This window comes from Rhizobacter koreensis (assembly GCF_013366375.1).
GTDB classification, from domain to species: domain Bacteria; phylum Pseudomonadota; class Gammaproteobacteria; order Burkholderiales; family Burkholderiaceae_C; genus Schlegelella_A; species Schlegelella_A koreensis.
Window position 1 is genome coordinate 1 of the sequence record NZ_JABWMJ010000021.1, and the last position, 26,055, is coordinate 26,055.

Annotated in this window: 23 protein-coding genes; 10 read left to right on the forward strand and 13 right to left on the reverse strand. The window is 68.9% G+C overall.

Features of this window, described 5'->3' with window-relative positions; genetic code table 11:
- Positions 1 to 84 precede the first annotated feature (84 nt).
- From HQN59_RS24665 to HQN59_RS24675, 3 genes are all read right to left on the reverse strand, one after another.
- A complete protein-coding gene (locus tag HQN59_RS24665; protein ID WP_157548541.1) occupies positions 85 to 261 on the reverse strand; it encodes a hypothetical protein in 177 nt (58 codons plus the stop codon).
- A gap of 90 nt (positions 262 to 351) precedes the next feature.
- Entirely contained in the window at positions 352 to 1,803 is a 1,452-nt protein-coding gene (locus HQN59_RS24670) for a metallophosphatase family protein (RefSeq protein WP_176071805.1), read from the reverse strand.
- Entirely contained in the window at positions 1,800 to 3,104 is a 1,305-nt protein-coding gene (locus HQN59_RS24675) for a recombination directionality factor (RefSeq protein ID WP_176071806.1), read from the reverse strand. The genes HQN59_RS24670 and HQN59_RS24675 overlap by 4 nt, the downstream gene beginning before the upstream one ends.
- A 153-nt stretch (positions 3,105 to 3,257) precedes the next feature.
- Between HQN59_RS24675 and HQN59_RS24680 the strand changes: the two genes are divergently transcribed.
- The gene (locus HQN59_RS24680; RefSeq protein WP_176071807.1) at positions 3,258 to 3,929 is read left to right on the forward strand and encodes a DUF6988 family protein; all 672 of its coding nucleotides are present in this window, start codon (positions 3,258 to 3,260) and stop codon (positions 3,927 to 3,929) included.
- Here HQN59_RS24680 and HQN59_RS24685 read toward each other — a convergent pair.
- From HQN59_RS24685 to HQN59_RS24695, 3 genes are all read right to left on the reverse strand, one after another.
- The gene (locus HQN59_RS24685) at positions 3,847 to 5,133 is read right to left on the reverse strand and encodes a DUF1173 family protein (protein ID WP_342451310.1); all 1,287 of its coding nucleotides are present in this window, start codon (positions 5,131 to 5,133) and stop codon (positions 3,847 to 3,849) included. The two genes, HQN59_RS24680 and HQN59_RS24685, sit on opposite strands and share 83 nt — an antisense overlap.
- Positions 5,134 to 5,177: 44 nt before the next feature.
- Complete coding sequence (locus HQN59_RS24690; protein WP_176071809.1) at positions 5,178 to 6,110, reverse strand: site-specific integrase; 933 nt, start codon at positions 6,108 to 6,110, stop codon at positions 5,178 to 5,180.
- Between the two features lie 126 nt (positions 6,111 to 6,236).
- The gene (locus tag HQN59_RS24695) at positions 6,237 to 7,226 is read right to left on the reverse strand and encodes a hypothetical protein (RefSeq protein ID WP_176071810.1); all 990 of its coding nucleotides are present in this window, start codon (positions 7,224 to 7,226) and stop codon (positions 6,237 to 6,239) included.
- A 323-nt stretch (positions 7,227 to 7,549) separates the two neighbouring features.
- Between HQN59_RS24695 and HQN59_RS24700 the strand changes: the two genes are divergently transcribed.
- The 4 genes from HQN59_RS24700 to HQN59_RS24715 all read left to right on the forward strand — a co-directional run bounded on the left by HQN59_RS24700 (position 7,550) and on the right by HQN59_RS24715 (position 12,226).
- The gene (locus tag HQN59_RS24700) at positions 7,550 to 7,663 is read left to right on the forward strand and encodes a rubrivinodin family lasso peptide (RefSeq protein WP_176071811.1); all 114 of its coding nucleotides are present in this window, start codon (positions 7,550 to 7,552) and stop codon (positions 7,661 to 7,663) included.
- A 95-nt stretch (positions 7,664 to 7,758) separates the two neighbouring features.
- Positions 7,759 to 8,490, forward strand: coding sequence for a lasso peptide biosynthesis B2 protein (locus tag HQN59_RS24705; protein ID WP_217704305.1), 732 nt, complete (start codon positions 7,759 to 7,761; stop codon positions 8,488 to 8,490).
- Between the two features lie 21 nt (positions 8,491 to 8,511).
- Positions 8,512 to 10,335 carry an asparagine synthase-related protein gene (locus HQN59_RS24710; RefSeq protein ID WP_176071812.1) on the forward strand — a complete coding sequence of 608 codons (1,824 nt, stop codon included), beginning with the start codon at positions 8,512 to 8,514 and terminating at the stop codon, positions 10,333 to 10,335.
- Between the two features lies 1 nt (position 10,336).
- Entirely contained in the window at positions 10,337 to 12,226 is a 1,890-nt protein-coding gene (locus HQN59_RS24715) for an ATP-binding cassette domain-containing protein (protein WP_176071813.1), read from the forward strand.
- 31 nt (positions 12,227 to 12,257) lie between these two features.
- Here HQN59_RS24715 and HQN59_RS24720 read toward each other — a convergent pair whose 3' ends face one another.
- The 5 genes from HQN59_RS24720 to HQN59_RS24740 all read right to left on the reverse strand — a co-directional run bounded on the left by HQN59_RS24720 (position 12,258) and on the right by HQN59_RS24740 (position 20,234).
- Positions 12,258 to 14,591, reverse strand: coding sequence for an alpha/beta hydrolase family protein (locus HQN59_RS24720; RefSeq protein ID WP_176071814.1), 2,334 nt, complete (start codon positions 14,589 to 14,591; stop codon positions 12,258 to 12,260).
- A 176-nt stretch (positions 14,592 to 14,767) separates the two neighbouring features.
- Positions 14,768 to 17,752, reverse strand: a complete 2,985-nt coding sequence (locus HQN59_RS24725; protein WP_246295155.1) for a TonB-dependent receptor — start codon at positions 17,750 to 17,752, stop codon at positions 14,768 to 14,770.
- A gap of 138 nt (positions 17,753 to 17,890) precedes the next feature.
- Positions 17,891 to 18,928, reverse strand: coding sequence for a FecR family protein (locus HQN59_RS24730; protein WP_342451311.1), 1,038 nt, complete (start codon positions 18,926 to 18,928; stop codon positions 17,891 to 17,893).
- A 2-nt stretch (positions 18,929 to 18,930) separates the two neighbouring features.
- Positions 18,931 to 19,410: an RNA polymerase sigma factor gene (locus HQN59_RS24735; RefSeq protein ID WP_176071815.1), complete on the reverse strand. Its 480-nt coding sequence runs from the start codon at positions 19,408 to 19,410 to the stop codon at positions 18,931 to 18,933.
- A gap of 32 nt (positions 19,411 to 19,442) precedes the next feature.
- Entirely contained in the window at positions 19,443 to 20,234 is a 792-nt protein-coding gene (locus HQN59_RS24740; protein ID WP_176071816.1) for a transposase, read from the reverse strand.
- A gap of 121 nt (positions 20,235 to 20,355) precedes the next feature.
- On the opposite strand from HQN59_RS24740, the gene HQN59_RS24745 reads away from it, so the two are divergent.
- On the forward strand, positions 20,356 to 20,559 hold the full coding sequence (locus HQN59_RS24745; RefSeq protein WP_342451312.1) for a helix-turn-helix transcriptional regulator: 204 nt from the start codon (positions 20,356 to 20,358) through the stop codon (positions 20,557 to 20,559).
- 344 nt (positions 20,560 to 20,903) lie between these two features.
- Here the strand turns inward: HQN59_RS24745 and HQN59_RS24750 are convergent, their stop codons facing one another.
- Positions 20,904 to 21,155 carry a helix-turn-helix transcriptional regulator gene (locus tag HQN59_RS24750; protein ID WP_217704306.1) on the reverse strand — a complete coding sequence of 84 codons (252 nt, stop codon included), beginning with the start codon at positions 21,153 to 21,155 and terminating at the stop codon, positions 20,904 to 20,906.
- 595 nt (positions 21,156 to 21,750) lie between these two features.
- The gene (locus tag HQN59_RS25860) at positions 21,751 to 22,707 is read right to left on the reverse strand and encodes an AcaB family transcriptional regulator (protein ID WP_217704307.1); all 957 of its coding nucleotides are present in this window, start codon (positions 22,705 to 22,707) and stop codon (positions 21,751 to 21,753) included.
- A 505-nt stretch (positions 22,708 to 23,212) separates the two neighbouring features.
- Between HQN59_RS25860 and HQN59_RS24760 the strand changes: the two genes are divergently transcribed.
- The 4 genes from HQN59_RS24760 to HQN59_RS24775 form a co-directional block, all read left to right on the forward strand.
- The gene (locus HQN59_RS24760) at positions 23,213 to 23,842 is read left to right on the forward strand and encodes a hypothetical protein (protein WP_246295152.1); all 630 of its coding nucleotides are present in this window, start codon (positions 23,213 to 23,215) and stop codon (positions 23,840 to 23,842) included.
- A 92-nt stretch (positions 23,843 to 23,934) separates the two neighbouring features.
- Positions 23,935 to 24,210, forward strand: coding sequence for a hypothetical protein (locus HQN59_RS24765; protein WP_176071818.1), 276 nt, complete (start codon positions 23,935 to 23,937; stop codon positions 24,208 to 24,210).
- 11 nt (positions 24,211 to 24,221) lie between these two features.
- On the forward strand, positions 24,222 to 24,563 hold the full coding sequence (locus HQN59_RS24770) for a hypothetical protein (RefSeq protein WP_176071819.1): 342 nt from the start codon (positions 24,222 to 24,224) through the stop codon (positions 24,561 to 24,563).
- A gap of 108 nt (positions 24,564 to 24,671) precedes the next feature.
- The coding region (locus HQN59_RS24775; RefSeq protein ID WP_176071820.1) for an ATP-binding protein at positions 24,672 to 26,055 on the forward strand (1,384 nt) is incomplete at its 3' end.

Sequence of the window (26,055 nt, forward strand, 5' to 3'; positions counted from 1 at the left end):
TTGTCGTGCCCGTTGATAACCACCCTGCAGAGGCAGTGAAACAAGTGAAACGCCGCGTGTTGGACGATTGTTGACGCAGCGAATTCAACATAAGGGATGCAGGTTGTCCATCACCGTGGACTTGCCGCGGCCGTTGGCGCCTGCGATGGCGACCAGCGCGGCGCCATCGGCCAGCCGCTCCAGATCGAGGGTCAGCTCGTCCAGCCCGAGGCCGTCGCGGATACCCCGGAAGCCCCGGAGCCTGAGTGAGAGAGGTTGCATGGCATGCCTCCGGTGCCGCTGGGCGGCGCGATGGGTGTGGTGGGCAGTGAAGCAGCCTGGGCGCCCTTCGAGCGCTGTTCAGGCGCCGTTTCAGGCCGCCTCGAAGAGGTCCAGTCTCGGACCCTTCTCGGCCGGGTCAAGGCCGCCCTGTGCCTTGGCGCCGGCATCGGGGACCGCCAGGGCCTCCGCGACGATGTCCTCGGGCTCGGTCGTCGTCACCCGTTCCAGGCACTGCAGCAGCGGCGGTGCGTGGACGTTCGTCGCCGTGGCCCAGGCCCTGACCTTGTCGGCCAGACTGACGAGCTGCGAGATGCCGGGCGCGCGGGTGCGCACCACGCGCACGATCCGCCCTTCGAGCTGGACATCGGCCGCGCCGGACAGGGCTCGCTCGATGGCACCGCGGTCCACCTCGTGCCGGTCCTCGTCGGCCACCGTCCATCGGACCCGCACGCTGACGCCGGCCAGTTCCTGCGCGCTCGCCGCCTCTCGCAACTGGTCCAGATCGGGCCGGCCCTCGAACACGATATTTAGCGTCCGTCTCGCAGGGGTTGGCTCAAGGCGACAGTCCACCCCGTCCGGTCCGAGTTCCCACAGCAGGAACCCCTTGTCGCCCTGCTCACCGTGGTGGAAGCGACCGATCGACCCGGCGTAGGCAATGCACTGGCGCCGCTCGCCCTCCCCTTGCGTCCAGGCCTGGTGCCGATGGATGTGGCCGAGCAGGGTGGCCTGCGCGCCGGTGCTGAACAGCGCCCCGGTGGTGAACTCGTGGTCGAACCCGGCCATCGGCACGCCGTGCTCGGTCACGCAACCAAAGACCGTTCCATGCGACACCGCGAGCGTCGGCACGCCGGCAGCCCGGGCCAGGCCGTGGATGCCGGCGTATCCCTGCAGCAGCCGGGCCAGATGCTCGCCCTGGGCCTCAGCGGCAGCGGCCCCGCCAACCGATGCGGCGACGGCCGCCTTGTTGATCGCGGGAATGCAGGTGAACAGCGCCCTGGCGCCAGGCGGCACCTCTGCGAATCGCGGGCCTTCGGACACGAGCCAAAGATCGGCGGCAAACGCAGCGGTCGCCGACAGGTCCCGGGACGATGCGCTGCCCATCAACGCCACCTGACCGATCCGGTCCGCGACGAAGACCCGATGGCGGCTTCCCAGCATCCTGAACACGGACAGCGTGCCGGGCGGCTCGTGCGACCACGTGCCCTGGAGCATCAGCACCGGGCAATGGTCGGCCAGCCGCCGCACCTGTGCCAGCAGCCGCAATGCCGCGGGCGCATGCAGGTCCAGTGCGTGATCGGTGGCATCCCCGGAGATCACGGCCACATCGACGGCGAGTTCGATGACGCGGTCCACGGCCGCCGAGAAGCAGCGATCGGCCTCCTCCAGGTGGCGCGGCCCGTAGTGCAGGTCCGAGAGATGCGCCACCCGCAGGCGATGCGCCTGACGGTGCGAACCGTGCGCTTGCGGATGCCCATCCGGGATGCACGGCACCTTCGCACGGTGCGCACCGGTTCCGCCTGGCGGTCGTTCCGGCGCGCTCACGATGCCACCTGCTGCAGTTCGGCGTTGACCTTGTCCGCGTAGCCCTTCGGATCGTTCCGGAAGCGCTCCAGCTCGCCGAAGGCCCGCGCCCGCCCCTGCGGATTGAGCTTCCACCCAGGACCCCAGCGCGTGGCCGCATAGCTCATCCAGGTCTGAGCAGGCACGCCCATCGCGATCAGCCGCCCGAGCACATGCTCCAGCGTGGGCGGCATGCCGTCTGCCGTGGGATCGCTCGCAGCCACAGGTTCGTCGACAAACTCGGGCCCCTTCCCTGGCGTCAAGGAAGCGTTGTCCCGGTGCCCCTGGAGCGCGCGGGCGGCAACATCGGCCTGCAGGAGCACGGTGTCCTGATCGTCCTGCTCCCGCATGAGCGTCGCCACGTCGACCGGCGCTTCCAGTTCGATGATCCACTGCGGCACCCGGACAGGCCGTCCATGGTCATCGATGTGCGCCACCTCCATCAGCCGCTTGGTCAGGTAGAACGGCGTGCCCTGGCGGTCCAGGAACCCGGCGAGCCGGCCACCCCGCAGGAACGCCACGGTCTCGAAGGTGCGGATCGCCGCATTCATCGCGTAGAAGCTGCGCGTGTGCAGTTCGAAGGCGCTGATCGAGCGGATGCCGGGGATGAAGAACAGGAAGCGTCCGGTGAGGTTGCACTGCCGCTGCTGGTACTCTGGGCAGGACTCCGGCTGGCACAGGCCGCCGTTGTCCTCGCGCGGGATCACCTTGCGGCCGCCGAACAGCCGCACCCTGCGGCGCCCCGTCGCGTCCACCGGCACCGGCGCGTGCGTCATGCAGTGGCGCCATCGTCCGTCGGGCGAGTACTCGGACCAGAAGCGCTTGTCCTGCGCACCCCAGGTTGCCAGTTCGTGCGGCATCACGCTCTGCCAGCGATCGGTCGGGAACACCACCGGGAAGCGGTAGAGGCGCCGCCCCTCGCCGCGGTCCTCGCCATGGAGGTCGAGGATCTGCGTCGCCAGCTCGGGGTTCGGGAAGTCCTTGGCGCGTACGGTGAACCACGGCACGTTGCGCGGAACGAGCGGGCTCTTGAGCTCCGGGCAGGCCTCGACCAGCGCGCGCTCGATCTGGTCGAACGACTGGCCCTGGTTCAGGCCCTGTTCGTAGATCGCCTGCGCACGCGGCACCTCGGCGGCCCGGCGGGTCAGGACCTTGATGCCCGCGCGGATCTTGCCGCCCGTGGGCAGGCGGGGCGCTCCGCCACCGAGCAGGGTCGGCAGAGCGGTGGGCCCGCCGTGCAGCACGACGGCGGGCCGGGAATCGGGGGACGGTGAAGAGGCCATCGGCGTTCCTCGGTGGGCGTCGGGGGATTCCGACGAACGATCGTCCCGCCTCGGCCCGTGCTTTCAACCCCGGGTGCCATCCGGATGCCATGATGCGACGCGGTCCGCACGCCATGGTCCCGTGCAGTCGCATCTCCCGAACCCGCCCCTTCCATGCAAGCCGAGTCGCCCTCCAGCCCAGAAGACAGCGCAGACAAGGACGACGAGGAACTGCGGCGGGTACTCGCCGCCTCCGAGGCCTTCGACGATGGTCTGCTAGCACTGCTTCGAGCCGGCTGGAACACTTCGTCCCGACGCTCGACCATCTGCCTGGCCTTCTGTCGTTCGGCGATCGAGCATGCAATCGCGCAGCGGGTCCTGATCGAAGCCGGCCTGACGGGAACCGCACTCAGCCTGATCCGCCTGCAGTTCGAGGCGGTTGTCCGTGCCGCCTGGGTGCTTCACGCCGCCAAGGAGGACTGGCTGGACAAGTTCTCCGCGCCGGTGCCGGACGGCGAACTCTCGGAACCCCAGATGGGGCCACCGATCCCTGCCATGATCGATGCCATCGGCGCGGTCGCCGGCCCGGCGGCCACCGAACTGAAGCGACTGCATGGCACCGTCAAGGTGATGCACTCGTTCGTGCACGGCGGTGTCCACCTGGTCGTCCACGCCCTGCGTGGCTACCCGGCAGCAAAGCTGACGTCCGTGCTGCAGAACCGCAACCTGCTCTCGCTGATGCTGGCCAACGTGATCGTGATCGTCAGTCAGGATCCCGGCCTGCGGGGTTCGGTAGGACGGTTGTCGGGCCTGCACGCGGCCTGCATGCCGCCGCTCCAGCGGTGAGCCTCGTCGACGGGTCAGGCAGGACCGGCATGGCCTCGCCAGGCGACCAGAGCCAGGACCTCGGCCGGGCGTTCTCGAATGCCCTTCGCTTGGCACCCTGTTCGGCCTCACCCATGAAGCCGCTGACGACATGGAGGTCGACCGGCTCCGCGCCCACGTCCAGCAGGATGGCATTCGCGAACCCGGCCACCGTCCGCGCGTCGTACCGCAGCGGCTTCACGAACCGCCGTCCCTGCGTCACCAGCGCACGGACCAGCGGCGCCTCGTGCACACCCTCCAGCGGAATCCACTCCTCGCTGGTCAGCATCAGGCTGGCGAGGTCGATCTCGTACGTGTGCTCCCGGCGCGCCCGGATCAGCGCCGCCAGCATGAGGCGCAACCCGCGCCCTCCGTCCGAGTCGAGCGCCTCGAAGAGCGGCGCGAAGCCGCGCTGCACCCGCGCCCAGGTCCGCGCGTCGGCCAGCAAAGGTGCGTCCGGCATGTGGCGGATCCAGATGCGCGCGCCCGCGGGTGCCGACTCACAGCCCTTGAACTCGCCCAGCACCACCGCAAGCGGCTGCCGCCCGTCATGCGGCTGCAGCACCGACAGCCGGGCACGGCGCCGTTCGGCCTGCTCGGCCTTCGCGGTCTCGCTGAAGGCTTCCGGCACGTACAGCCGCTGCGACAGCGGCTCGCTCTTCACCTGGATCGCCTCGGCGGCCTGCATCAGGTACTTGTGAAGCACCGCCTGGTTTCGCTTGCCGGCCATGGCCGGCGACCAGCGGTTGAAACCGGCCCGCTCGAACAGGAAGTGCATCAGCGCCCGCAGGCTCATCCGGCGACGGGTGCGACCGACCTCCGACGGCTCGGCAGGCTCGCGGCTCACCCCAGGCCGCCCGGGCACCCGCGCCCACGGGAAGTCCACGTGCAGTTCCACCCGCGCCGGATCCAGCTGGACAACGGCCTCGCCGACCAGTTCGCCCAGGCCCGACATCGCAGGCCCCGGCTCGTAGCTCGGGCAGGCGGGGTGGTGCCGATCCCCGGTCTCGGGCATGCGCTTGATCTGGAAGTGGCGATGGAAGGCGACGTACATCTCGACGCCGCCTGCCACGCACAGGCAGCGCGGCCGGCCCGGCGCCTCGTAGGCCTGGGCCAGCAGGTCCTGCAGCTGCGGGTCGTCGGCGTCGACCACGCGCCCACCGATCGCAAAGCGCTGTCCGTCCACCCCCGACTCCATCGCCGTTGCAGCCCTTCAGCGGGCGTGCCGTGTCATGCCAGCTCCTCGAGCACCTTGGCCAGCTCGGGTCGCGGCCTCGGCAGCTGCTGGCGCACGGCACTTCGATCGGCGATGCCCAGCACCAGCCCGACCTGGTCCTCGTCGGCGCCCCGCTCGTACATCCGTGACATCAGGGTCAGCCGTGCGGACTGCGTACACAGACCTGGTATGTCGGCCTGGCGGAAGATCTTGCGGTAGATCTCCAGCAGGGGACGGCAGACGTAGCGGTTCTGGCCCTCGCCGCCGTTCGGCGTGATCGGATAGACCTCGCCCTCCGCGCCCAGGAACAGCGGGCCGTGCGGATCCAGGCCGCGCCAGTGCTCGGCGGCGCCAAGACCGTGGCCGGCACGGAGCCGCTCGTCGAGGTAGGCGCCGAGCGCTTCGTCCAGGCGACGGTGGCTGAAGAACAGCGGCCGGTCCCTGCCGTTGATCGCGACATCGGCCCGCACACTCGACTCTCGCCGCACACCTCCGTCCTCCAGCAGGTAGTCGCCCACCGTCAGGCGCGCGACTTCCAGCGGGCGCAGGCCGGTCGCGAAGGGCAGGTAGTAGAGCGCCAGGTCGTGCAGGGGCCGCGTGGATCGGCTGCGCACGCGGCGCGCCCCGAGCTCGACCTCGTCGAGCTTGAGCACGCGGGCTTCTCGTTGGGAGCTCACCTGTGCAGGGTCGAAGTGCTCCAGCGCCTGCAGGATCGCTTCGCGGTGCATGCGCAGGCGCTTCACGAAGGCGGCGCCGCTCTCCTGCAGGCCATCGACGCCCACCGCCTGCGTGAGCTGGACCGCCAGCCCCTTGATGCGCCGGTCGACGGCCGACCGCGACAGCCCCCATCGCTGCGCCACGGTCGCGTAGGGATCGCCGTCGATCACCTCGCGCAGAAGCTGGATGTCCAGCTGGCGATGCAGTGCCGGTTCGACCTGTTGCTCCATCGCTGTTCTCCCGTGTTGCCATCGAAGCGCACTTACTCGGCCCGAGCCGGAGGCTGTGATTTACAAATGAGCCAGTCCCGAGCCCTTGCTCATTGAGTACCCATCCTAGGTGTGCAGGACGCGGGTTCACCTTGTCCTCGCCGCCAGCGCAGCGGCCTCGTCAGCAACCCGGCTCATCGGTGTCTTCAGGATCACTTGATCGGGAGGCCGCTTCCGGCAAGCTGTCATCTGCTCGCTGAGCGTCGCCTTTGCCCGATCGAAATAGCGCGCCACCGACGCAGCGGGGCACAGGGCGATGTCGACGGCAAGGCAGCCGACGAGCGCGCGCCCACGGGCACCAGTCGTGCCCGACATCTCGGAAAGACGGACGCCGCCACGCACGCCCAGGCGAGCAAGCACCCATCGCTCCAGAAGGTGAAGCGCTCCATCTATGCCTTCCGACCCGGCTGCCGCAACCAGCATCGCCGCCGCACCCCTCACTTCACGCGCCATTCGCGGCAGCGGGCCGACCGTACCCACCGCAAGCGCCAGCCCGCGCGACAACTCCCACTGCCGCATCTCTGTCGCAGAGGGCCGACGGGCCAGCCATTTGCGCAGCGCCGACCGCGCGGCCGGCACCGAGTCTCCGAACAGCTCCAGCAAGGGCCTCGCATCGAAGCCCATCGCTCGTCGCAGCCCCAGCGTGGTCCGCAGTGCCGAGTGGGGATAGTGGGAAGGCGCGAGGCACACTCCCAACGCCACCGGTCGCCAGGCGAGCATGCGCACATCGGAACGAAGCTCCGCATCGGACTCGAGACGATGTGCGCGATAGCGGCCGGCAAAGACGGGGCCTCGCACGGCCTGGAGTTCCCGGACCCACCGCGCGACGATGTTGGCGACCGTGCGGGCGACGTCACCCGGCGAGTCGTCTTGCGCCAGCGTTGCGACCACGTGAATCTCGGTCGGCATGAGCAGATAGTCGAGCAGCACGCGTCCCTGCTTCCGATGCGCAGCGATCAGGCGGGCGCGGATGCGCTCGACCAGCGAATCCCCTGCCAGCAGGTCGCGCCCCGGCGCAGCCTGCCAGCAGATGTGCCAGCCTGCAGCGCCGGGATGGGAGGCAGCCGGGGGGTCCATGACTCATTGACGTTCCAGGACCGAAGAACCTCATCGGCATAACTCCAACAGCATGTCTTTCGTTCGGTCCACGCTCGACTCGCCGCCCTGGGGAACCCGTCACGACCGAACGTTGGCACCGTCGCAGCGCGACGTGATCGGCCCCTGTCAAGCGACCACCCGCCCTGTTCAACGCTCCCCGGTGGACAAGGTCTCGGCCGCCGAACGCTTCATGGCATCTGCGTCAGCAGTTGCCGTGGCGCTTGCAACGCATTTACCGTGAAGCTGCCCGAGGCCACTGCCAAGGGCTTTCTCGATCTCAACCCAACCTGAAGGAGTTCGTCATGAACGAAGCAACGGAACTGGAACTCGTCGACCTGGGCGATGCCAAGGAGCAGACCAAGGGCATCCTGCAGCCGGGCAGCGAGGAGAACCAGTCGCTGCCGGGCCGCGTGTAGCCCGCCCCGGCTGATGCCGGAAGCCCGGTGCGCAGCCCTTGCCAAGGCACAGGATTGACGCACCGGGCGCCTCCCAGGTTTCAACGACGCCCGCCATGCCGAGCACACCCCACTTCAAGCACGACCTGCACATAGCTGCCCATGTCCGTGCGTGCGCTCACGATGGGCAGGTCGTCCTGTTGGACCTCCAGCGCAGCCGCTACTTGGGGGTCGGCGGCCCATTGGCCGCAACCCTCGCGCCTGTCGTCAGCGGTTGGCCGGGCCACGACAACTGCCCCCATGTCGGGACCGCGTCGCAAACCAACACCGAGGCGCTCGCCGCGCCGCTGATGCGCCAAGGTCTGATCGCGAGGGGCGCTGCGCCCTCGAGTGCCAGCACGGTACTGCCGGAGGCCGCGCAGACGCTCAACGCCGAGCCCCTGGTTGGCACCGCCCCCGTAGGCGCGAGCCGAATACTCCGCTTCCTTCGAAGCTACGCCTCGGCGACTGCGCGCCTGCGCCTATGCTCGCTGCTCTCGATCTCCAACTGCGTAGCAGCCCGCCGGGTCCGAGCTGTCACGACCTGTCGGGTCAACCACCTGCCGTTGGGCGGCGCAGTGGCGGCGTACCTACGCCTCCGTCCCCTGATGTTCACCGCGCACGACCGCTGCCTGCAGGACTCGCTGACCTTGCTGGAGTTCCTCGCAGCCGAACGGTGGTATCCGAACTGGGTGATCGGCGTCGCCACCCAACCGTTTCGGGCACATGCCTGGGTGCAGACGGGCGATCTCGTGCTGAGCGACCTTCACGAGAACGTGCGCCGCTACACCCCCATCCTGGTCGCCTGACCGCCGTGCGGAGACTCCGAGGTGTTCCGTTACGTCGCGCTGATCTGGGACGACACGCAGGACCTGCAGCGCCTGGCCGCCGGTCGACTAGCGCAAGGCCTCGAGAGCGCGGCATCATGGCAATGCGCTCTGCGAATCACCGGGCTGCGGGTGTTCGTCACCGGAGCGGGCACCGGAGGCAATGGCGTCTACGAACTTCCCCGCGGCCAGGGCCTGATCCTGGGAAGGCTGTTCCGCCGGCAGGAAAGCGGAGAGTCCCGCATGGCACCGGGCCCGCTGCGGCGCGAGGACGGCGACCGCCTGCTGCAGCACGAGGGGCGTGCACTGATCACGGACTGGTGGGGCCGGTATGTGGCCTTCCTGTCCAGGAATGAGGGCGAGGAGACTGTCATCCTCCGGGATCCGACGGGAACGCTGCCCTGCTTCAGGCTCGAGCACGACGGCGTGCGTATCGTCTTCTCGTGGCTCGAGGACCTGATCGCGCTGCCGGGACTCGTGGTGCCGCCCATTGCATGGGAACGGCTGGCCGCCCACATGCGACTCGGGGAACTCGGCAACCGGCAGACCGTGCTCGAAGGCATCGAGCGGGTGCTTCCCGGCGAGTTGCTTCATTTGCGCCGTGCCGGTACGCACAGCGAGATGCTGTGGGATGCCCTGGGTTTTGCGAGGAACGTGCACGAAGACGATCCGGCACGCCTGGCGCCTCTGCTGCGAGCCACGGTCCGCTATTGCGCGCGCTCGTGGGCCGAGGGGCAGGTGCGAATCCTGCTTCGCCTCTCCGGTGGCGTCGATTCGTCGATCCTCGCCAGCTGTCTGAAGGGCGAGTTCAAGGCGGCCGAGATTCTGTGCGTGAACTACTACTCGACCGGCGCCGACACCGACGAAAGGCGCTACGCGCGCCTCGCGGCCAGGCGGGCGGGCCTGGAACTCATCGAGTGCGAGCGCGACGACGCCTTCCGCCTCGAGCGGGTCCTGCGGGTTGCGCTGACGCCCTCCCCCGCCACCTACGTCGGCCGCATGGCGGCGTCCGTTCGTGACGCCGAGCTGAGCCAGCAATACCGCGCGCCTTCGTTGTTCACAGGGGCCGGCGGTGACCAGCTCTTCTTCGAACTGCGGACCTGGTGGCCAGCGGCCGACTTCGTGTGCCGGCACGGCCTCGGTCGAGGCACGCTGCGGGCCATGATGGATGCGGCCCGACTTGCAAACCTCTCCGTCTGGCGGACCGCAGGACTGGCACTGCGGAGCCGCTTGGGTCTGCGCGCACCCGGCGACATCCTCCCCTGGCCGCTGGCACTGGTCAGTGGCGATGCCGCAAGCGTCGAACCCCTGGACCACTATCAGCACCCGCTGCTCCGGGAGGCGACGGGACTGCCGGTCGGCAAGCTGAACCACCTCCGGATGCTCCTGCACCCGATCGCCTACTACGATCCCTATGAGCGCGAGCGCGCGCCGGACGTGGTCAATCCCTTCCTGTCGCAGCCCCTGATCGAGCTCTGCCTGCGACTGCCGACCTATCTCCTTACTCATGGAGGAAGCGGACGGGCCCTGGCGCGCCGGGCCTTCGCTACCGAGCTGCCGCCCGAGATCGTCACGCGGAGGTCCAAGGGCAGCATCGACCAGCACCTGAAGAACGTGCTGACCCATAACCTCCCGCTGGCGCGCGAATTGCTGCTCGAAGGCGAACTGGTGGCCCGCGGACTCCTTGACCGCCGGAGGGTCGAAGCCGCACTGTCGGGCCGGCCGCAGGCTGCGATGGTGCACGTGACCGAGATCCACGGTCACATCGCCGTCGAAGCCTGGCTGCAGCGCTGGCGTTCGGCAGCCCATGCCACAGCCGCAGCCTAGCGTGGATCGGCCGAAATCCGGGCAGCACGATCTGCAGGCGACCTTGCGTCTGCTGCATTCATGCACCGACGGCGTTGTCAGGACCCACCTTCTGCTCGCACTCGTCCTCGTCGCAGCCGGTGGCCTGCTCGCCGGCCTCGCACCACTTGCCCTCAAGGTTCTGATCGACGAGGTGTCCATCGCTCAAGGCGCCCCCGTGTCGCCAGCTAGTGACTCACGGAGCGTGCTGCTCCTTGTGGGCGGCTACATCGCGGCGTTGGCCGGCGCGCGCCTGCTTTCCGCGCTGCGCCCGCTGCCCGCCGGCGTGGCCGAACAGCGGCTGTGCGCCAACCTGACCGGTCGCGGCTTCGATCGACTTCTCGGCCTGCCCTTGACGAGCCAGCTCAAGCAGCCTCCAGGCGCGGCCGTGCACGCACTCGACCAGGCCGCGGCAGGCTGCCGGATCCTGATGGCGCACCTGACGGGCAGCATGGTCCCGGTCGCCGTCGAACTGTGCACCATGGTTGGCGTGCTGATCCAAATTGGCCAGCCGGAAATCGTCGCGGCCTTCGGCGGCTGCACTCTCGCCTACCTGAGCCTGCAGGCCGCCGCTGCCCCGCGCACCGCCGGACGCGCTCGCGCCATCGCGGAGTCTTCACAGGCCGTTCGCGGAGCGATGACCGAAGGCCTCTCGCATCCGGAGAATGTCATCGGCCTGGGCGCCGAGCACGCTGTCCGCCGGAGGCTCGATATGACCCTCGGCCGCCTCGAACGCTGTTGGCGTGCCCTCCAAAGCGAGCATGCTCGCCTCGGCATCGCCAATGCGACCTGCATCGCGGTCTGCGCGACTGTGCTGCAGGCCTTGGCGCTGCGTGGCCTCGAGATCAGGTCGATCACCAGCGGCGACTTCGTGCTGATCAACGTCTACCTGCTCCAGATCCTGCGCCCCCTGGAGAGCGTCGGCCTGGCCATGCGGGACATGGCCCAGGCGCTGGGGTTCATGCGCCCGCTGCTTCAGATGACGGGCACCGACAGCGCGTCCGGCACGACGTGGCCCGGGCAGCTCACGTCCAGGGCCTCAGGGACCGGATCGTCGGCCTCGCCCGAGCCTTCAGGATCGCCGGCATCCGCGGCGATGCCGCCCACGGCGCCCGCGATCCACCTTCGTGGCGTGCGCTTCGGATACGACGCGTCACGCCCGGTGCTGACGAACATCGACCTGGACATACGACCGGGCAGCCTGACCGGTGTGGTCGGGGCCAGCGGCAGCGGCAAGTCGTCGCTCGTCCGCCTTGTGTTGCGCCTGGTCGAACCTCAGGCCGGCGACCTGCTGCTGGACGACGTGCCGCTGGCCGCCATGTCGCCGCACCAGCTGCGCTCGACGACCGGCGTGGTGTTCCAGGACAGCCTGCTGATCGACGACACGATCGCGGCCAACATCGCGCTCGGTTGCCCCGGCGCAACCCGCAGCGACATCGAGACGGCCGCTCGCCGTTCCCAGCTGCATCGGAGGATCTGTTCGATGCCCGAGGGCTATGAGACACGCGTCGGCGACCGGGGCACCCTGCTGTCCGGCGGCGAGCGCCAGCGGCTGGCTATCGCACGTGCGCTGGTCCGTCGCCCTCGCCTGCTTCTTCTCGACGAGGCGACCTCCATGCTCGACACCGTTGCCGAGGCGGCCCTCCTACAGGATCTGCTCGACGCCGAAACGCCATGCACCACGATCCTGGTCGCTCACCGGCTGTCCAGCCTCCGGCTGGCACAGCGGATCGTGGTCCTGGAGGGCGGTTGCGTCGTGGAGTTCGATGACCATGCCAGCCTGCTTGCGCGCGGCGGTGTCTACGCCCGACTCTGGGAAGCGCAGGGCCTGTCCGATGGTTCGCACTGCGCCGGGCGCCGCTTTCATGGCTGACGATCCACCGCTGTCTGCCTGCGGCTCCGTATCAGTTGCGCTGCGGACGAACGCAGCGCGGTCTGAGTTCATCGGCCCGGCGCAGCTCGGCCATCTGGCGCCAGCGCGTGTACTGGTTCTGCAGAGACTCGGCGGTTTCGCCGACCAGCACCGGCTCGCGCCGTTCCGCGTCCTGGAGCCAGAAGCGATACCAGTCGACATTGCCCTGCAGCGAGATCATGCGCTCGCCGGGATGCGACAAGGAATGCGAGCCACCAGGAATGACAACCATCTCTGCGGGCTTGTACTGTCGACGCAGCAGTGAATAGACATCCCAGTTGTTCAGCACCACGGGCCCGTAGGTCTCGATGCGGAGCGCCGACCGCACGCAGTCGGTGTGCAACGCCGGATCGCTGCGCACCCAGCTCTCCAGAGTCGAGCCATAGGCGGGCCCGCCATTGATGTCCTCCTTGCGGGTCACCATGTTGTCACCCGAGCCGTAGGTGATGGCCACCGAGAACATGGTGTTCGCATCCCCGTCGAGGATGGTGGCCGCGCGGATCGGCGTGTCGGTGAAGGTGATGAGGTTGAGCACCCGTTCGCCGGTCGCGCTCCAGCCGATGATCCCGACCTTGTCGACATCGACGAGCCCGCTCGCCACCAGCGAGTCGATCGCACCCTGCACACCGTCGGCGAAGGCATCGACCCTGCCGCGCTCGTTGACCGGCCGATCCGTCGTCGGTGCTACCGGCAGCGCCAGCACCAGGAATCCCTCTCGGAGAAAGGCCCTGCCGGCAAAGCCGCTGCTGACGCCATCCGCGATGTTCGCGCCGTCCAGGTAGAAGCGATCCTGCAGGAAGCCGTAGGTCTGGATGACAAGTGGAAGACGCGTGCCCGGCACGTGGCCCGAGGGAAGCAGCAGCCCTCCGTCCCACTGCCTGCCCTTGCCGTCGCGCCAGGCGTACGGCTTGACCGTGCCCCAGGTGTCCGCCGAATAGGCAGGGTTCAGGTGCGTCAGCCGGATGCGCCGGCCTGCTGATCCGATCGCCCACAGGTCGGGCGGCTGGTTCAAGGACTGCTCGAGATGCAGTGCCCATGTAGGCTGGCCGCTCACCGCGGGTCCGGCGTCGCGAACTGCGGCGAGTTCCTTCCATTGCCCGTCGGGCGCGCGTTCGAACCAGCGCCTCCGCGACCCGTCCATGGCCACGAAGGCATCGTGCGGGCCCGGCACAGAGTACGCAGCCTCGAGACGGCCATCCAGGCCCGCGATGACCTCCATGCGTCCGGAGTCGGGCCAGTATTCGACGATGTGCGATCCGTTGCCACGTCCCGCAGCCAGCGGCAGATGCGTGCCGGCGATCACGACGGACTTCCCGCCCTTCTGCCACAGCCGGTCGGAGCGCGTCTGTCCGACGCCTGGCCAGGCGTCATCGGGCGCATCGCTCACGACCTGCTCGTGTCCGTCGGCCAGGCGGTGCGCCACCAGCAGACGTACGACGTAGCTCCTGGGGCGCGAGAAGTAGCCGATCGGATCGATGCTCAGCGAGGGCCCGGCCCGCTTGAGAAGATCGGCCACGAGTGGATACTCGGCCGCCCAGGCCAGTTGCCGACCCAGTTCGTAGCGCGGCAGCAGCGCCCAGCGACCGTCCGGCGAAATGCTCACGCCGGGAGCCTGACTGCTGCGTTCGGCAAACACGGGGCCGATCGGCCGTGACGGCTCCCTGCCGTCACCGGAGGTCGTGAAGTAACGGTACTGCCGGTCCTGGGCGCGCAAGTCGTTCTGCCCGAACTTCACCGACCAGAACGACTGATTGGCGACCACGACACTGCGCTCGCCGGGACCGAGTGGCGGCTTGGGGATCTGGGCCACATAGACGACGCGCTGGAGGTCATCGGACACGGCAAAGGACACGATGGGCAGGGTCTCGCGGGTCAGTGGCGCGAGACGGCCTGACCTGACGTCCAGGCGATAGGCCTGCGTCGCCTTGCCGTTTAGGCGGCCGCGGAGCACGAGCGTGCCCAGGCCCACCCAACGTACATCCTGGATCGCCGGATCGAGGTAGGACGGATCGTTTGCGGCGGCGATCGTCAGCAGCGTCCGCGGCGCGGAGGCGCGCCGCGCCTCCAGGCGGTGCGGATCGAGGTCCAGCAACAGGATGCGGAAGAGATTCCGTCCTGCGGCGACGTCGGCGGTGCGGGTGACGACGAAGGCCTGCCGCCCGTCCGGCGAGACCTGGGTCTGGAGCGCATTCGCGTCGCTGTCGCGGGGTTGAACGATGCGCGTGAACTCGACGACTTCCTTGACCGTTGGCCCGGGACCGGCAGCAACCGGGATCGGGGTGGCGGCAACGAGCCCGAACAGCAGCCACCGGTTGCTCCATCGCATGCGGTCACTCAGGGCCGATAGGAAGCGGAGCAGCGAACCACATGAAAGCGGCAAGGACATGGAGGAAGTACCTTTGAAGGTGGGGCCACTCGGGCCGCAGGCGAGGCAGGGCGTGACCGCCGCCACCTCCTGGCGGCACCGGAACTGATCGATGGTGGGTGCGCAGCGCTGGCGCGCTACCAGGTCACGGACACGCGGACGCTGGCATAGCGTCCCCGCCAATCCGCCTGTGTGGGGTCGTAGAACGGTGACGTCTCGACGAACTCGGGCTGGCGATCCGTCACGTTGACGATGCCGGCCGACAACGTGGCGCCCTTCACCATCGCCCGCGACACCAGGCCGAACTTGACCAGGTCCAGGCTGGCGCTCAGGTCGTGCGTCCACGTGTTGCCGAGGCCGCGGTTGCTGGTACCGCTGTCCTTGTAGGCGCCGACGAATCGGCTGGTCAGGCCAAGGCTCCAGCTCTCCTGGCCGTAGCCCAGCGACAGCCGACCCTTCCACGCCGGGGACCAGAAGTCGTAGAAGCGACGGCCCAGACGATCCTCCGCCGGCACCGACGGTGAAAGCACGACCTGGTACTTGCGCGCACGTGTCACGGCGGCAGCCGCCGTCCAGGTGCCGCCCATCGCCTTCCAGGCATGCGAAGCCTCGAGATCGACCCCGGATGTGTCCACGGCCCCGTAGTTCACCTCGCCCCAGAGCACACGCGTGATCGGGCCCGGACTGCCACCTGACGCAGGCCCGCGGGTGACGACGCCGGGAAACAGCCCCTCGTTGTTCACCAGCACCTGGGGAAAGGCCAGGCCGATGAGGTCATTGATGCGGACCTTCCATCCGGTCAGGCCGAATCTCGTGCCCAGCATCCCGTCCGGTTCCCAGACAGCGCCCAGCGCGTAGGCCTTGCCGCGCTCCGGCCCCAGCGCCGGGTTGGTCGAGCGGACAACCTCGCCACCGACGACGGGTTCGTTGCCGCGCGCCGGGTCCACCAGCCCGAAGGCCTCCGTCGGAAAGCTCTGATCCGGGACGTTTGTCTGCAGCAGGGTCGGCGGCTTGAACGAAGTCGCCGCAGAGGCGCGCAACAGCAGCGTTGGCGCCGGCCGCACCTCGAGCCCGGCCTGGTAGGTCGCGGCGGAGCCGAAGTCGCTGTAGGAGTCGCGGCGTGCTGCCAGCGTCAGCGCGGCCAGGTCCCAGCCCCGGCCCGCCGGAGGTGACGATCGCAGCAGCGGCGCGCGCAGCTCGGCGTAGACGGCCCGCTGGGTCCTCTCGCCCGCGATGGCGAACGATCCCGGAATGCTGCTGTCGTAGCTGTCCCGCCCGGTCTCGACGCCGGCGATGGCCTCCAGCGGCCCCGCCGGCAGGGCCAGCAGCGGACCGCGCACGAAGCCGCTCAGCTGATCACGCTTGCCGTGGCTGGTACGCAGGCTCTCCGGCCAGATGGCCCGCAGCACCTCGTCGCTGGCCGCTCGCCCGGCCGCAAACGGATTCAGCGCGGCTTCGGCATTGGCACTTGCCAGCGCCGCCGTGCGTGCAGCCGCGTTGGCCGTCACGCCCGAGGTCCGGCTCGTGCCGCTGTCCCGCGAGCTCGAGCCGGTGGCCTCGAAGTCCCAGCCGGCGCCCAGATCGCCGCGCACCCCCAGCAAGGCCCTCGTGAAGCTGGTGCGGCGGTCGATAGTCTGAAGGCCGTTCTCGGACCCGAGCGCGCCCGTCAGGCGGACGTCCACGCCGAAGGGGTTGTAGCGGTTGCTGGCCGGCACCAGCACGTTGTTCAACGTCAGGGCGGCCTCGTCGGAGCGAAGACGGTCCTCGGTACGCGTCAGCTCACCGAAGACCGACCAGGCACCGGAAAGATAGCGCTCGCCACTCGCATGCAGGGCTAGGGTCTCCAGGCCATGCACCAGCGTGTAGCCATTGCCCGTGGCCTGGCCGCTGCAGAGGTTGGCCACGCCCGCCGTCGCGGTGAAGTCCGCCACCGTGAGGGTCTGGCCGGCAGGAACGGACGGAATGCCGGCAAAGCTCGAACCCAGCCCGGGCAGGTTGGCGCCGCTCGCGCTGCTGACGGTCCCCGGTGCACAGGTCCGCGTCCGCTGATCGGTGCCCCCGTAGCGCCGGTAGTCGGCGTCACGAAAGAACGCCCGCTCGGCCATCGTCAGCGGCGACCGCTTCGAGTAGGAGCCCAGCAGCAGAAACGAGCCGCTCTCGCTGCTGCCGCCACCCGCCAGCGACACGCTGCCATCGCCGATGCCCTTGGCCGATCCCAGCCGCGCATCCAGCGCCATGCCGTCGATGGACTTCTTCAGGATCACGTTGACCACACCGGCCAGCGCATCGCCACCGTAGACCGCCGACGAGCCGACCGGCAGGACCTCGACGCGCTCGACCGCCGACAGCGGGATCAGGTTGAGGTTGAAATAGTTGCCCGAGGAAGAGCCCACGGCCTGCACGCGGCGGCCGTTGATCAGGGTGAGCGTCGACCCCAGCGGCAGTCCGCGGAGCTGAACCGTCCCCTGGCCCGCTGTCGCGCCGAACGAACCCTCGCCCGCTGCCATCGACACCTCGCTGAGGCTGCTGAGGAACCGCTCCAGCGTCGGCTGGCCGCTCTTCTCGATGTCTTCGCGCCCGTACGTGTTCACCGGAACCGGACCCTCGGCCGCGATCCGCCTGAGCCTCGAGCCCGTGACCTCGATCTTCTGGAGTTCGGCCTGCTGCGTGCCCTCGGTCGCCGGCGCAGGCTGCTCGCGACCCGCCATCGGCACAGCCTGACCCTGGGCCAGTTGCACCGGCATCCGATCAGCGTCGCCGATCGAGGCGGCGCTGATCGATACCGACCTCGGCGCAACAGGAGCAGGCGCACCGCCCCCTGTGGGTGCCGCCGGCGTGACGGGCTTGACGACGATGGCGCCGTCCTTCATCACATCCACCGCCAGCCCGGACCCGCCCAGTGCACGGGAGATGGCCTCTGCAGCGGACATGCGTCCCGAGACCGCGCGCGACATCCGGCCATTGACGGCACCCGGGTCGAACAGCACCGAGGCACCCGTCTGCCGCGCGATGGAGCGCAGCGTCTCCGCGACGGGCTGCGCAGGCTGTTCGATCGCGTGGAGGGCGGGCGGCGGCTCGGCCGCCATCGCCCCGCCGGGCTGCCCCCATCCCAGCAAAGCCATCGTGCCCACGAGCAGGCACCTCGCTCGAACCACTACCGCTGCAGGCGCTCCATGTCGCATCTCGTGACCTTCTCTCATTGCTTGTTGGGTGACAACAAGATGACGAGAAAGTCCAGATCGGGCCCGACAGTGCTTGCCCTACTGAGGTTTGGACAACTCCAAACGTCCGGCGTGCTCCCGCACGTCAAGCCCGTGCAAGGCCGCGACCGCATTGGCGAATCCCGCCGTGTCCCCGGTGCGATAGATACCGCTGACCTGCAGCTTCGCAAGGCCTGAAGGATCGAGCAGGACGATGGGCGTTCGGCTGTAGCGGTTCATTTCCGCCACCGCATCGGGCAGCGACACGCCGTCGAACACCGCTTCGCTTCTCTTCCAGGCGACGAGCTGCGCGACGTTGGGTCGGTCCACCTCGGCCCGGGCGGACCGCTGCACACCAGTGCCGCCCCCCGAGAGACGGACCCGCTCACCGGCCACCATCCGCACCGCCTCCTCCGGCGCGAGTCCGCGCTCCCCGGATGCCGCCTGAAGGGCGACCTGCCCTTCGAGCAGCGTCACCGACAACGCTTCCTTCGCCCCCCGGTCCTGGCTCGTGAAGCGAACAGAGAACACGGTACCGATCGCAACCACCTCGCTGCCACCCACGCGCACGACGAACGGTCGCGCTGGATCCTTGGCGACCTCGAACAGGGCCTCGCCGTTCCGTATCGACACCGTCCGCCGACTGGCTTCCAGATCGACACGTACCTTGGTGGCGGTGTTGAGCGTCATCCGGGTCCCGTCGTCGAGCACGACCAGCTGCTGCTCTCCAACGCCGGTGGCGTAGATCCCGCGGTCACGCCATTGCTGATAGCCGACCGCGCCGACCATCAAGACGGCCGCCAGCACGCCGGCAGCCCGCCATCGCACCGATGCGCCGGACCAGGATCCGCCGCCATCGCGCCGGCCCTTCGCTGTCGACGCCGCAAACGCGTTCGCGACCGTGACGCGCTGAACCCCTTCCCAGGTATCGGTGCAGCGCTCGAAAGCCTCCTGATGCGCCGGCGAACGCTGCTGCCAGGCCAGGCACTCCTCCTCCATCTGCCGGCACCGCTGGGGGCCGTGCAGACGGGTCACCCATACCGCCGCCTCGGCCGCGATCTCGGGCGTCACGCGTGCGGCGGCGCGCGTCTGCAGCACGGCTACCAACCTTCCATCCAGCTGGTGACCAGCATCGTCGCCTTGGCAATGTGCTTCTCGACCGAGCTGACGCTCAGCCCGTGTTCCCTGGCGATCTGCTGGTAGCTCATGCCGTCGACCCGGTGCGCCAGGAAGATCGCACGGGTCCTGTCGTTGAGTCGACCCAGGCAAACACTCAGCCGCTGCAGACGCTCCCGCGACAGCAGCACGGCCTCGGCGCTCGGCTGCGTGTCGACAAGGACGACATCCTCCAGCATCACCTCCTCGCCACGGGTGATGCGGGCGCGGTGCGCGTCGATCGACAGGTTGAGCGCGGCTCGCATCAGGAAGGCCTCGGGCTCGTCGACTGGCTGTTCACGCCGGTAGCACTCGAGCCGGATCCATGCTTCCTGAACCAGATCGTCGGCTTCGTGCTCCGTCCGGCCGCGGCGCATCAGAGCCGATCTGACCCGGGAGAATACGCCTTGCCAGTTCTTGACCATCTGAATACCCGCGAACAGGGAGGGCAGACACCTCAGACGCCGAGGGCGTCCATCCTAGGCCGGAAGCCCTCACGATGGTGGTTATGTTCGGTTACCGCGTTGGCACGTGAGGCCTGAAGCCGCCGTTCGGCGCGCGCCAGCGCCGCGACGACGAACGCGTGGGCCTCGTCCACGTCGGCGAAGCATCCATGCCGGGCAACCGCCTTGCGCAAGCTTCGATTCAACGCGGCGGCTGCGCCATCGCCCGAAAGGACCGCCCTCCGAAGGGCGGGGGGCAGCGTCCAGAGCACCCACCCTTGTTCGAGAGCCAGCCGCCAGTCCTCGAGGATCTCTGGGTATTTGGCCCCCCACGGGCCAGACTCGGCAGCACCCAGCAACTCCCTGGCGTGCAAGCCCGACGCGCTTTGCAAAATCTCGGTCAGGCATTGCTGCGCGCCCGACCGATGGCGTGCCGCTACTTGAGACAAGGATCCCTCAAGACGTTCGGCGAAGGAAGGGAGAGCGGTCGCACCGGGAAACGACGTTCGCAATCCCTCGCGCAGGCTCCGCAGATCCCCTGTCGCAGCAAGTTCCACTCGCTCGACGCCACGGCGTCTCAACTCTTGGAGCTCAAGACTCCATGAATTTGAGACCGCGTCCCGACTGATCCATGCACCAAGGATCTCTCGCTCTGCCAGAGCAGTCACCCCGATGATCCATCGGGCGTCGTGAGGGACATGCGTACCGTAGCACCGAACGTGCAGTTGCGCGACGTTCGCGCAAAGGACTTGGTACCGCCGGCAAAGCGGCAAGGACGCGAGAACGGTCGTTCCAATAGAAGTCACGGGCCAGCTCAGTCGTCTGAAGCGAGTCTGAGGATGATCGTCCGTGGTGCTATCAACGTCAAGGATCGACGATGCCTGAGTGCCTCGTCCTTCCCCTCGATATGCTCAAGCACCAGAGTTGGTGGCGTTCGGTTCTGCCGTTCGCCAGCGACGTCTTGCGCTCGGTTTGTCCCAGGAGGCACTCGCGCATGAGGCCGGCATCGACCGCTCCTACATGAGCAGTGTCGAGCGCGGCGGGCAGAACGTCGGACTGGTGCTGGCAGCGCAGATTGCACGCGCCCTGGACATCAAGTTGGCCGAACTGATTGCGGCTGCCCGCATCTAGGCACACGGCCTCAACGGAACGAGCGTCCGCACTGTGATGCGTGGTCTTCGCGCCTTGGTTCAGCACCGCAGCAAGTTGGCTGATGCGTTTGAACGAAGGAGTCGCGATCGACTACAAGAGCCTTCTCGTCACCTTCGGGTCCGTGCGCTGACCGGGTAGGATCCGCCCGGGTTCGTTGCCCCCTGCTTTTCCTCCCTGAGCAGGTGCCGAACCGCAGATTCAGCGGTTCGGCTTTCCTGCCCCGGCCGGTATGCGCTGGTCGGGGCGTTCTTTCCGCGGCGCTGGTCTGCTTCCCTGGGGTTGCGCATCACAGGCGGCTAGAGTGCAGCACTTCAGTCGCTGGGTCACGACGCAACCCCCTGCTGCTCGATCCAGCGGCGGATGTCCTCGGCACGCCAGACGGTCACGCGCTCGGACAGCTTCACCGGCTCCGGGAAGGTGCGCGCCTGCACGCGTCGCCATAGGGTGGACTTGGAGATGGGGACGAAGGACAGCACCTGCGGCTGGCGCAGGAAGCCGGTGTCCGGCAGCGCAGCGCCGGACGCTGCGGCCGGGGAACCCGCCGACGGGGCAGCAGGAACAGGAACGCGGGGCATGATCGGCCTCTCATCGGCATGCAGCCGGCAAAGGTCATGACCTGCTCTGCGACGACGGCGCTCGGTCAGGAAGCGCGCCAGCCGCCCGGGAACGCTCGACTCCTGGACCACCGCGGGCGTTCCGTTCGCGCGGTGGATGAAGATGCCTTCCGAAGAGGGCCCCTGCCGAGGGCCCCCTTCGGTGTGATTCGATCGCCACCCCCTTGGGGGTGCATGCCGGCCGCCATGCGGTGCGGGTCCGCGCGTTCGATGCCGCGGAGGGCCGAGTCCGGCACCGGGTGCGTTCGGTCGCCGAGCCGGGCGCGGCGGGTCCGCCGGAACTGGCCGGCACGCCGGAGGCAGCGTGCCGACGTTGGACGAGGCAGGTATCGACTGCGACGCCACCCGATGCGGGTGGAGGCCCGGGGCGATTCGCCCGTTGAACGGGTGATCGGCGCTACGGTGGCGCCGATATGCCTCTTCGGGCAGCCCACGGCCTGGACACACGGTAGCGTCCGCACCGCTCACGGGCAACACGCCCGCGCCGATTGCCCGCGCAAGCGTCGGTGGGCGCCGCCGCTTGGGAGAGACATGGGATGGCGTGCAGTTCCACCGCCTACTCCGTCACCGCAGCGACTGACGCCGGCGCAGGCAGCAGCTCCACGTCGCGGCCCGCTAACGGTGAGGGATCTGCGGGTCCGTCCGGTGCCCTGGTCGTCGAATCGACGACTTCGCCGATGGCGGCACCGTGCGCGTCGTCAGGACCTTCGGCATCGTCGGGCGAAACGGCACGCGCATCGAGCGCGTTCATGCGCCGCCGCAGGCCGGTCGCAAAGCTGCGCGCGCCGTTGGCGATGTCGCGCACCTGGCGCTTGAGCCCCGCACGCTGCGTGTCCACCGCCTGCGCCGACACCACCTCGTGGATCTCTAGCGTCTGCAGCAGCGGCATCAGCTGGTCGAGCTTGACCAGCACCTCCAGGAATCGGCGGCTGATCGACGACAGCACGCGCACGTCCACGTCCAGCGGCACCGTGTCGTAGGACGCCAGGCTGGTGATGCCGTGGGCCTTGAACAGCGCCTCGGCGCCGTCGATGGCCTCGTTCAGGCTGGTGGTGGCGGCATCGATCCTGCCGCGCAACGCCGTCTCGATCCGGCCGATGTCCTCGTGGTCGAGCCGGGTGCGGGCGATGACCGAGATGAAGTGCATGTTCAGCTGCAGGGTGTTGAACATGCGCACGAACATGCGCTTGCCCTCGGCACTGCTGAACCGCGTGGCGATCTTGAGGCTGGCCGCCTCGACGCGACGGAAGTCGACCTTGGCTTCGCGGGCCAGGATGCGGGCGTTGGCGCCGCCCTGGTCCACCTTCACGATCTCGACATTGGCCATGCCCGCGGCTCCTTGTGCTGACAACGGGGTCGATGGCATCTTCCAAACGTGCACGACCCTTTGCCACACGAAAGCCCCGGCACCTCGGGGCGATTTCGCGATCAGTTGCGTAGCGACAGCCGTCGGCCCATTGACCAGGCGGAACCGGCGCCCTACCTTTGCGCCATGCAGCAGCTGGCCCTGCATCCAGACTCGGCAAGCCTTGGAGATTTCCTGAACTGATCCCCCGCGTGGGTTCCCGTGCAGGTCGCACAGGCACCCGTGGGGACGATCGAATCGCGGTGATGCACGCCCCACCGATGGGGGACACTTGTTGCGGTGTCGCTCCGTCGGGTGCCCCTGTGCATCGCCGTGCCGAGGACCGCGCAAGCGATCAGGCACGCCGGGGCATTCGCCTCAGGCCGGGCCTTCGAGGCAAGGGCCGCGACCAGGTGCCGAGCGCATCTGCTCGAGCGCCGCACCGACCGCGCCCTTGCCTCCCGGGCTCGTCCTGTTCCCGCCGATGTCCCCCCGATCGGACGCTGACACCGATCACCGCGCTCGCGCGCGCCACTGAACCCTGTCAGCCCTGGAGTTCCAGGCCCAGCCCGCAAGGCGGACGGGGCCACATCACCCAACCGTCACCCGCATGGGGGCCCGCGCCCCCGCCACGGGGTGCACGTGGGCTCCCTTCGCATGCAAGGAGTCCACGATGCACAGCACCAACGTCTGCCGTCAGGCCGGCGCCCCTGTCGGCTCGCCACACACGGCAAGCGTCGACGCAAACCGAGCCCGACTCGGCTCGACGACGACCCCGTTCGTCATCGACGCCTCGTTCGACATCCCGGCCGGCCTGGATCTCCAGGACGATGCCGGCGCAGACAGCGCCACCGGCGCACCGGGCAGCACCCGCGAGGAGTGGGTGGACGAGTGGAGCGAGGACGACATCGTGCTGCTGCACTGGCGCCTGCTGCAGGAGATCCGGCACCTGGCCGACCCGGCCACGCCGCTGGAGGAGAAGCTCGACACCCTGCGCTGGGTGTTCACCGAACGCGAGAAGGACGGCCTGCCGTTCTCGTTCGTGAACTGCCTGCGCGTGGTCGGCTGCAGCCCGCTGTCGCCGATCCCGTACTGCGGACTCGTCGACGCCGAGGAGGTTCGCGAGCGCATCCGCCATGGGCTGCGGCCCTGGCTGCACGCGACGCTGGCCCGCTACCCCGACTGGGTGCGCGAGGCCGTGGCGACCCACCCCGAATGGGTCGAGGCCCGTCTGACACGCAATCCCCAGTGGATCAACGAGCAGCTCAAGCAGATGTCCGTGCAGGGCGACCTGTTCGCGTGATCACGCCCACCCCGGGCGCCGTGCCTCGGGCCGCGCCGACCGATCCGGTCAGGCCGCGGCGGCACGCGCCCATCCGTTCGAAGGAAGTCACCATGCTCACGTTCAAGGAAGCCCTCTGCCTGCTGGCGATCGTCATCGCCTACGGCACCACCGGGCGCATGGACTACGAAGACGCCCTGCTGATGGAGCAAGTCCGGCAGCAGGTCGGCGCCGACTGCATCCTGCCGCTCGAAGGCGACGACACCCTCCCGGAAGTGGGACCCACCGGGCACACGCCGGTGGGCCGCCCCATCGAGGGCATCCCTCCGGAGGCACCCTGCGTCCCGGACGCTGCGTCGGACCAGCCCATGCGGCTGACTAGGCACTGAGGGGAGCCGCCATGCACACCGATGCACGCCTGGTTCCCGGCCGCGTGCGCCTGCTGTCCGTGCAGGCGCCCGAGGACATCGAGTACCTCGTCAAGGAGAGCGAAGTGCTGACCGGTCGGTCCGGCCGCACTTTCGTCATCGCCGGTGCCGACCGGCTCGTCTACCGCGTCCACTGGCAGCCGCTCACCGAACCCGGTGGCCATGCCGCCGGGCCGGTGGTCGAGCGCCTCGGCCACCACGGCGAGGTCCTGAGTCGCCAGCACCTGCAGCTCTGGGAGTTCCTGGAGCACAGCCTCGTCGAGGCGCAGGCCGCCGGCCAGTTGTTCACCCCTCCGGTCCGCACGACGCCCTGATGGGCACCGATCCGCGCTGACCGGCCCACACACCCCGGCGGGTGCATCCCGCCAGGGGTGCTTCCGCCGGTTCTTCCCCCGATCGGGATGCCCCCGAAGGAGTCAACGATGAAGATCCAAGTCCGAATCAACGAAGAAGGCGCGCTGCGCAACCAGCGCCATGCCTTCAGCAACCGGTTCACCCTGGTGTCCGAGCTGCTGCAGAACGCGCGCCGTGCCGGCGCGCGCCTGATCCGGATCGACCACGATCCGCAGGCACAGATCCTGACCGTGCAGGACGACGGCCACGGCCTGGACGACTTCCAGAAGCTGCTCAGCTTCCACGAGTCGGGCTGGGACGCCGACACCTGCACGCAGGAGCGCCCCTTCGGCGTCGGGTTCTCGAAGTGCCTGTACGCCGCCTCGCGCTGCGTGGTGGCCTCGGGCCGGCGCCGCGTCGACATCGACACCGCGGCCGCACTGGCCAAGGCGCTGGTCGAGGTCGAGGAGTGCACAGAGGGTGACGCGGTGTCGGGTACCCGAGTCGAGCTGCACGGCGTCGACCTGCCGGACCTCGCGCAGCGCGTCGAGGAACTGTGCGCCGGGTTTCCGGTGCCGGTGTGGTTCAACGGTGAGCCGCTCAAGCGCGCCATGGCCGAGGCCAACGTGGCCACCCAGGCCAGCGCCATCGGTGCCGTGCACCTCGCGGGCACGCGCGACGGCCGGTACACCCACGACACCTGGGTGTTCCTGCAGGGTTTCTGCGTGCTGCGGCCGGCCTGGTCCACACGCGAGGACGTGAACGTCGTGCACCTGGACTCGCGCCAGTTCATGGCGCGCCTGCCGGACCGCGACCGCCTGATCGACGAGGACGTGCAGCGCCAGCGCATCGACACCGAGCTGAAGGCCTGCTGGCGGCGCACGCTGGAGATCGCCAAGGCCGAACTGCCGCCGCGCCACTTCATCGACACCTACTACGGCGTCATGCGCGGCTGGGGGCACCTCGACCTGCTGAACGACCTCGGCACCCTGCCGGCGGAGCTGTGCAGCCTGGTATCGGGCTACCCGGTGCAGGTGGAGCATGGCGAGCGTCGCCATCTGACGCCGGTGCCGACCGCGCCCACGCGCGAGGCCATCGAGTCGGGTGCCGTGCAGCTGGTGGCCCTGGACGACGTGGGCGACGACAACGCGCCGCGCTGGATGATGGCGCGCGCCCGCGGGTGGCTGGTGTTCGACTGGATCGGCGTACATGCCGACCACTGGGTGATGCGCCACGTCCGCTTCCTCGAGGAAGAGGGTCAGCGCGTGACGCCGGTGGGCGAGAAGCTGCGCACGGCGCTGGAGGGCCGCTGGGTCTGGCCCACGGTCATCCTCTGCGAGAAGGTTCGCGTGCGCGTCGGCGACGACGAGACGCTGGTCAGCGACGCCGGGGTCTGCCACGACGGCAACCTGTACATCCCCGACGGCGAGACGTCGGGCGCGCCAGTGGAACAGCTGTCCTCGTTCACCGACG

Excerpts from the sequence above, each read along its gene's own strand:
- HQN59_RS24665 (WP_157548541.1), bottom strand. The coding sequence starts at position 261 with ATGCAACCTCTCTCACTCAGGCTCCGGGGCTTCCGGGGTATCCGCGAC.
- HQN59_RS24675 (WP_176071806.1), bottom strand. The coding sequence starts at position 3,104 with ATGGCCTCTTCACCGTCCCCCGATTCCCGGCCCGCCGTCGTGCTGCAC.
- HQN59_RS24680 (WP_176071807.1), top strand. The coding sequence starts at position 3,258 with ATGCAAGCCGAGTCGCCCTCCAGCCCAGAAGACAGCGCAGACAAGGAC.
- HQN59_RS24690 (WP_176071809.1), bottom strand. The coding sequence starts at position 6,110 with ATGGAGCAACAGGTCGAACCGGCACTGCATCGCCAGCTGGACATCCAG.
- HQN59_RS24695 (WP_176071810.1), bottom strand. The coding sequence starts at position 7,226 with ATGGACCCCCCGGCTGCCTCCCATCCCGGCGCTGCAGGCTGGCACATC.
- HQN59_RS24700 (WP_176071811.1), top strand. The coding sequence starts at position 7,550 with ATGAACGAAGCAACGGAACTGGAACTCGTCGACCTGGGCGATGCCAAG.
- HQN59_RS24705 (WP_217704305.1), top strand. The coding sequence starts at position 7,759 with ATGCCGAGCACACCCCACTTCAAGCACGACCTGCACATAGCTGCCCAT.
- HQN59_RS24720 (WP_176071814.1), bottom strand. The coding sequence starts at position 14,591 with ATGCGATGGAGCAACCGGTGGCTGCTGTTCGGGCTCGTTGCCGCCACC.
- HQN59_RS24725 (WP_246295155.1), bottom strand. The coding sequence starts at position 17,752 with ATGGCTTTGCTGGGATGGGGGCAGCCCGGCGGGGCGATGGCGGCCGAG.
- HQN59_RS24735 (WP_176071815.1), bottom strand. The coding sequence starts at position 19,410 with ATGGTCAAGAACTGGCAAGGCGTATTCTCCCGGGTCAGATCGGCTCTG.
- HQN59_RS24750 (WP_217704306.1), bottom strand. The coding sequence starts at position 21,155 with ATGCCCCGCGTTCCTGTTCCTGCTGCCCCGTCGGCGGGTTCCCCGGCC.
- HQN59_RS25860 (WP_217704307.1), bottom strand. The coding sequence starts at position 22,707 with ATGCAGGGCCAGCTGCTGCATGGCGCAAAGGTAGGGCGCCGGTTCCGC.
- HQN59_RS24760 (WP_246295152.1), top strand. The coding sequence starts at position 23,213 with ATGCACAGCACCAACGTCTGCCGTCAGGCCGGCGCCCCTGTCGGCTCG.
- HQN59_RS24765 (WP_176071818.1), top strand. The coding sequence starts at position 23,935 with ATGCTCACGTTCAAGGAAGCCCTCTGCCTGCTGGCGATCGTCATCGCC.
- HQN59_RS24770 (WP_176071819.1), top strand. The coding sequence starts at position 24,222 with ATGCACACCGATGCACGCCTGGTTCCCGGCCGCGTGCGCCTGCTGTCC.